This window comes from Halomonas sp. 707D4 (assembly GCF_024158685.1).
Taxonomy (GTDB): Bacteria; Pseudomonadota; Gammaproteobacteria; order Pseudomonadales; family Halomonadaceae; genus Vreelandella.
In genome coordinates this window covers 1-4,886 of the sequence record NZ_JAMZBD010000230.1, presented here as the reverse complement: position 1 = coordinate 4,886, position 4,886 = coordinate 1, and the positions used below count along the sequence as shown (strand labels likewise).

Here is a 4,886-nt window from a genome sequence, read left to right as displayed (position 1 = left end):
GCAGTGCACGACGCACCTGCTCGCCCTCGAGAAGCTGGGGCTGATCGAACTCTTGCCGGGCAATCGCATCAAGCGCCGGGTGGCGGCCAACTTTCGCTGGCGCCCGGGCGGGCCGATCCAGCAGTTCTTCCAGGCGCACATCGCCGGCGACTTCTTCCGCTCGCGCTTCGAGGCCGACAGTGAAAAGCTCGTGGTGCTCAACGGTCTGCTGTCGCGCGCCGGCAACCAGGAGTGGCAGCAGATCGTCCAGCGCCTGGCCAAGGAGTTCCACGCCCTGTGCGAACGCGAGCAGGTGCTGCCCATCGGCCAGCGTTTCGGCACCACCTCGGTGCTGGCGGTGCGCCAGTGGCAGCACGGGCTGTTCCAGGACTATGCGCGTCAGCCTCCATCACGCGACGTCTCGTCGTGACGCCGTATCGAGCAGCGTTTCAAGGCGCCAGCGCGGGACACTTTTGATACCCTGTCGCGGCCGCTCGCCGATGGCGTGAGGTATCACCGCGCCTTACACCCTTTCTCCAGAGTTCTGCAATGTCGTCGACTTCCTTCCAGGCGCTGGCCTGCCCGCTGGATGGCCAGCCTCTCCACCCCCTCGAATCGAGCTGGCGCTGCCCGACGGGGCACAGTTTCGATATCGCGCGCCAAGGCTACGTCAACCTGCTGCCGGTGCAGAACAAGCGCTCCGCGGATCCCGGCGACAGCAAGGAGATGGTGGCGGCGCGCCAGCGCTTTCTGAACGCGGGGCACTACCGCAAAGTCGCCGAGGCGGTGAGCGAAGCCGTGTTCGAAGGTTGCACGAGTTCGCCGCTTCGCTGCCTGGACGCCGGCTGCGGCGAGGGGTACTACCTGCGTGAGCTAGCCCGTCTGGCCGGTGACGCGGCGCTGGCGCTCGTCGGGCTGGATATCTCCAAGTGGGCGGTGCAGCAGGCCTCCAGGCAGGCGCGGGCAAGCGGTGACGATCACCTGAAGGAGGCCCGCTGGCTGGTCGGCAGCAACGCCAACCTGCCGATTCAGGACCAGAGCGTCGATCGCCTGCTGTGCCTGTTCGGTTTTCCGGTGATGCAAGAGTTTTCCCGGGTGCTGGCCCCGGGCGGGGTGTGGATTCAGGCGGAGGCGGGGGGCGATCATCTTCGCGAGCTGCGCGAGATCATCTACCCTAGCCTTAAACCCGAACGCAGCGCGCCGCCCAAGCCGCCGACGGGGTTCGCAGTCAGAGACGAGCAGCGCATTCGCGAGACCCTGACCCTCGACGACCAAGCGGCGATTGCCGATCTTCTGGCCATGACGCCACATCTTTACCGGGCGAGCGCCCAGGGCCGGGAGCGCGCGCAGGCACTGACGACGTTGAGCCTCACGGTGGATGTGCGCCTGCACGCCTGGGTCAAGACCGTTCACGCGTGAGTTTTTGGCCCAGACGCAACAAGGCCCGCATGAGCGGGCCTTGTGGTTGGGCTTGCGCCCGAGCAGAGTGCTAACGGATGTTAGGAAGTCTGCTTGATGTTGGACGCCTGCAGGCCTTTCTTGCCCTGGGTGACGTCGAAGGAGACGGTTGCGCCTTCCTGCAGAGTCTTGAAGCCGTCGGCCTGGATCTCGGAGAAGTGAGCGAACAGGTCGTCACCGCCGTCGGACGGAGCGATGAAGCCGAAACCTTTGGAATCGTTGAACCACTTGACTGTGCCAGTTGCCATGTCTAAATCCTTTCGCGCCGAAGCGCTGTCGTGAAGTTCCTGGTATTACCCAGATTGAAGTAGCGGGTGAAACAAGGAAGACGCTATCAGGCTGCCGAAAAGATCGTACGCTACTGAAACCATGCTGCTTGCTAACCAACTGCCGCCACAGTGTCATGATTCAGGCTGCGAATCAAAGTTTTTTCGCTTCTTTTGCTAAGTAAGCGGTCGTTTTATGCCGTACTGCGGCTTCGAGCCTGCTCGTCGTCGAAGCGCTCGTGCCTTTAATCGATCGGGCGCGTTTCCTGGCTTTTCGTTATCCTTTCCTTTCGAGGCCGCCCGGGCGAGGCGGCGTCTGGCGTATGGTCAGAGGGATTCTTGACGAAGGATGAGTGACATGACGGCACTATTGAAAGGATATCTGCACACCTCGTTGATCCTGCGCGTCACGGTGGCGCTGGTGCTGGGCGTGGTGGTCGGAGCACTGGGGGGCGAGGCGGTCAGCGAGTGGCTGGCGCCACTGGGCGATCTGGTACTGCGGCTTTTGACGTTTCTGATCGTGCCCATCGTGCTGTTCACGCTGATGGTCGGGGTCAACCAGGCTTCGCTCGATCGGGTCGGGCGCGTCGGCGCCAAGGTGCTGCTCTATTATCTCGCGTCCTCCGCCTTCGCCATCGTGGTGGGACTTTGCGTGGCGACGTTGTTCGATCCCGGCAGCGGCATGACGCTGGACGAGAACGCCAGCGTCTCGGTGCCGGAGAACCCGGGGCTCACGGAGGTGCTGCTCTCCATCGTGCCCGGCAACATCATCGAGGCCTTCGCCGAGCAGAACCTGCTGGGCATTCTCTTCACCGCGCTGGTGTTCGCCATCGCGCTGATGAAGCTTCGCCAAAGCGACACGCAAGGGGCCGTGGCCGAGCATCTCTATCGCACCCTGGAAGGACTGAACGCGATGACGCTGAAGGTGATGGCCGGCGTGCTGCACGTGGTGCCGATCGGGGTGTTCGCCATCGTCGCCGATACCGTGGCGAGCCAAGGCTTCGAGACCCTGCTGTCGCTGGCCGACATGGTGCTGGTGCTCTACGTCGCCCTGGCCGTGCAGCTGGTGATCTATTGTGTGGTGATGCGGCTGTTCGGCATTCGCCTGCGCCGCTTCTTTCGCGAGGCGCGCACGCCCATGACCACGGCCTTCGCCACCCAGAGCAGCGCCGGGGTGCTGCCGCTGACCATGAACGCCGCCCGCCGCCTGGGCATCTCCCAGGACGTCTACGGCTTCAGCCTGCCGCTGGGGGCGACCATGAACATGGACGGCGCGGCCATTCGCATCGCGATTTCTGCGGTGTTCGCCGCCAACGTCGTCGGCGCCCCGCTGGATCTGGCCAGCATGGTGCAGATCGTGGTGATCGGTACCTTGATCTCCGTGGGTACGGCGGGGGTGCCCGGCGCCGGGATCATCATGATCGCCACGGTGTTCGCCCAGGTCGGGCTGCCCATCGAGACCGTGGTGCTGCTGACCGCCATCGATGCGCTGGTGGGCATGGGGGCGACGGCGCTCAACGTGACCGGCGACCTGGTGGGCACCTCGATCATCGCCCGCAGCGAAGGTCAGCGCCTGGAGGAGGGGACGGCATCGCCCGGTGAGCACGGCTGATTCGAAAACGCCTCGGGGAGCCGTCAAGGCGCCCCGAGGCGGGTGCAGAGGGGAAATTGCTAGTACTTCAGAATTAGTACTTTAGGATCAGTACTTCAGGATCACGTAGAAGGCATGGATGATGCCGGGCACGAAGCCGAACAGCGTCAGCAGGATATTGAGCCAGAAGTGGCCCTTCAGCCCCACTTCCAGAAAGACGCCCAGCGGCGGCAGCAGAACGGCGAAAATCATCTTGATCGGGTCGGTGGCGGTCAGTGCCATAAAGCCTCCTTTGCTTGCGGCGAAATCACTACCTGTCGTCTGACACCTGAAAGTGTAGTTATTGGCCGCGCGCTGCGCGAGTCATTTGCATCTACACGGCATTGGCCTCGATTTGATCCAAGGTATCGTTCGAGGCGGCGTTAGGGACTACCCTTGAGCCACGGCTTTTCTCCTTTCACCGCCCACAAGACGAGATTTCATGGACAAGCGTTTGTCATCTTCCGTGCTGCTGCTCGGCGTCACCGCGAGCGTCCCGGCGCTGGCGCAGGCCCCCGCCACCGCCACCGCCACCGCCGATGCGACCGTGCTCGCGCCTATCGAAGTCAGCGCGCCGCGCCTCTCGCGGGAGCTCTACGCGACGCCGGCGGCCATCTCGACCCTCGACGAGGAGGCGATCGCCCAAGGGCAGCAGCGGGTGCGCCTGGACGAGTCGCTGTCGCGCGTGCCGGGGGTCTTTCTGCAGAACCGCGACAACTTCGCCCAGGGGCAGCGCATCGCCATTCGCGGCTTCGGTGCGCGGGCGCCGTTCGGGGTGCGCGGCATCGTCGTGCGCGTGGACGGTATTCCCTACACGCTGCCGGACGGCCAGGCGGCGCTCGATGCCATCGATCTCGACAGCGCCGAGCGCATCGAGGTGATTCGCGGGCCCTCCTCGGTGGCGTACGGCAACGCCGCCGGCGGGGTGATCGACATCACCACCGCCGATGGTGCAAGCGCGCCGGGCTCGCGGGTGCGCGTGGAAGCGGGCAGCGATGGCTACCAGAAGCTCGCGCTGCAACACGGTGGCCAGAACGGCGAGTGGTCGCACCATGTGAGTCTTTCTGGCTTGAACGTGGACGGCTACCGCGAGCAAAGCTCCACCGAAAAGTATCTGCTCAACGCCAAGCTGCGCCGGGAGCTCGGCAGCCAGCGCGCGCTGACCGCCATCGTCAACCTGCTGGAGAATCCGCGCTCGGAAGATCCCGGGGCGCTCAACGCCCGCGAGGTGGCGCTGGGGCGCGACCAGGCCGCGCCCAACGCCCTGGCGCTCGATGCCGGGCAGCGCGTCGACCAGCAGCTTCTCGGCCTGCAGTACGAGGACCTGGGCGCCGGGCCGGGCGAGCTCTACGTGAAAGGCTTCTACGCCCGGCGCGATTTCGAGCAGCAACTGCCTTACGTGGGCGACAGCCGCCTGGGCTATAAGCGTGACTACTTCGGGGGCAGCGCCGAGTATCACCATGCCATCGAGCTCGGGGCGCTGCCGTTGGAGTATGTCATCGGTATGGATGTCGCGCGCCAGGAGGACGACCGCTTTCGTTTCGATGTGAGCG

5 protein-coding genes and 1 pseudogene are annotated in these 4,886 nt (G+C 64.7%); 4 read left to right on the top strand and 2 right to left on the bottom strand.

Features of this window, described 5'->3' with window-relative positions; translation table 11 throughout:
* Together BIS11_RS10755 and BIS11_RS10750 are read left to right on the top strand one after the other, a co-directional pair.
* A pseudogene (locus BIS11_RS10755) lies at window positions 1–409 on the top strand (XRE family transcriptional regulator); the annotation flags it as partial.
* Window positions 410–528: 119 nt separating this feature from the next.
* Window positions 529–1,398: a putative RNA methyltransferase gene (locus tag BIS11_RS10750; protein ID WP_253423453.1), complete on the top strand. Its 870-nt coding sequence runs from the start codon at window positions 529–531 to the stop codon at window positions 1,396–1,398.
* A gap of 80 nt (window positions 1,399–1,478) precedes the next feature.
* On the opposite strand, the gene BIS11_RS10745 is transcribed toward BIS11_RS10750, so the two are convergent.
* Window positions 1,479–1,685 (bottom strand): cold-shock protein, encoded by a 207-nt coding sequence (locus tag BIS11_RS10745; RefSeq protein ID WP_227388484.1) that lies wholly within the window; start codon window positions 1,683–1,685, stop codon window positions 1,479–1,481.
* 376 nt (window positions 1,686–2,061) lie between these two features.
* Here BIS11_RS10745 and BIS11_RS10740 point away from each other — a divergent pair, with 376 nt between their 5' ends.
* A complete protein-coding gene (locus BIS11_RS10740; RefSeq protein WP_253586035.1) occupies window positions 2,062–3,315 on the top strand; it encodes a dicarboxylate/amino acid:cation symporter in 1,254 nt (417 codons plus the stop codon).
* 87 nt (window positions 3,316–3,402) lie between these two features.
* On the opposite strand, the gene BIS11_RS10735 is transcribed toward BIS11_RS10740, so the two are convergent.
* Complete coding sequence (locus BIS11_RS10735) at window positions 3,403–3,576, bottom strand: YqaE/Pmp3 family membrane protein (RefSeq protein WP_227388478.1); 174 nt, start codon at window positions 3,574–3,576, stop codon at window positions 3,403–3,405.
* 199 nt (window positions 3,577–3,775) lie between these two features.
* On the opposite strand from BIS11_RS10735, the gene BIS11_RS10730 reads away from it, so the two are divergent.
* Window positions 3,776–4,886, top strand: a 1,111-nt coding sequence (locus BIS11_RS10730; protein WP_253586034.1) for a TonB-dependent receptor plug domain-containing protein, incomplete at its 3' end; no start/stop codon positions are given.

Excerpts from the sequence above, each read along its gene's own strand:
- BIS11_RS10735 (WP_227388478.1), bottom strand. The coding sequence starts at position 3,576 with ATGGCACTGACCGCCACCGACCCGATCAAGATGATTTTCGCCGTTCTG.
- BIS11_RS10740 (WP_253586035.1), top strand. The coding sequence starts at position 2,062 with ATGACGGCACTATTGAAAGGATATCTGCACACCTCGTTGATCCTGCGC.
- BIS11_RS10745 (WP_227388484.1), bottom strand. The coding sequence starts at position 1,685 with ATGGCAACTGGCACAGTCAAGTGGTTCAACGATTCCAAAGGTTTCGGC.
- BIS11_RS10750 (WP_253423453.1), top strand. The coding sequence starts at position 529 with ATGTCGTCGACTTCCTTCCAGGCGCTGGCCTGCCCGCTGGATGGCCAG.